We start from the raw sequence: 430 nt of genomic DNA on the forward strand, positions 1-430 counted from the left end.
CCACGCTTCGGCGTGCGGATTCGCTGGGGGACGCGCACCGATGCCGACGCGCTTGCTGCGTGGTGGTGGCTTCCCAGTCATGTCGGCCACCGCAGCAGTTCGTCGGTGAGCGCGGCGATCTCGCGGGCAGCGGCGCTGTCGGGCGCGGTTTCGCGGGCGAGCCGGCCAGCGGCTACGCTGTCGGCAAAGACGATGCGCTGGTGGATCTCCGAGCGCAGCGCGGGCAGCGGCTGTTCGGCCAGCGATTGCCGTGCCTCCCTGCCGATGATGGTGGTGCTGACGCGCCGGTTGATGACGAAGGCCGCGCGCAGCGCTGGCCGGAACACCTGTGCTTCGCGGATCAGTGCGACCATCTCGGCAGAAGCCCATACGTCGTAGGGGCTGGGCTGCACGGGGATCAGCACGCGCTCGGCCGCCAGCAGCGCGGAAC

At 70.7% G+C, this 430-nt stretch carries 1 protein-coding gene; it reads right to left on the bottom strand.

Going from position 1 to position 430, the window contains the following annotated elements:
* Positions 1–77 precede the first annotated feature (77 nt).
* On the bottom strand, positions 78–430 hold a 353-nt coding region (locus ACR6JA_RS23210; protein ID WP_494599880.1), incomplete at its 5' end, for a ParA family partition ATPase.

Source organism: Cedecea sp. B1(4) (assembly GCF_059414925.1).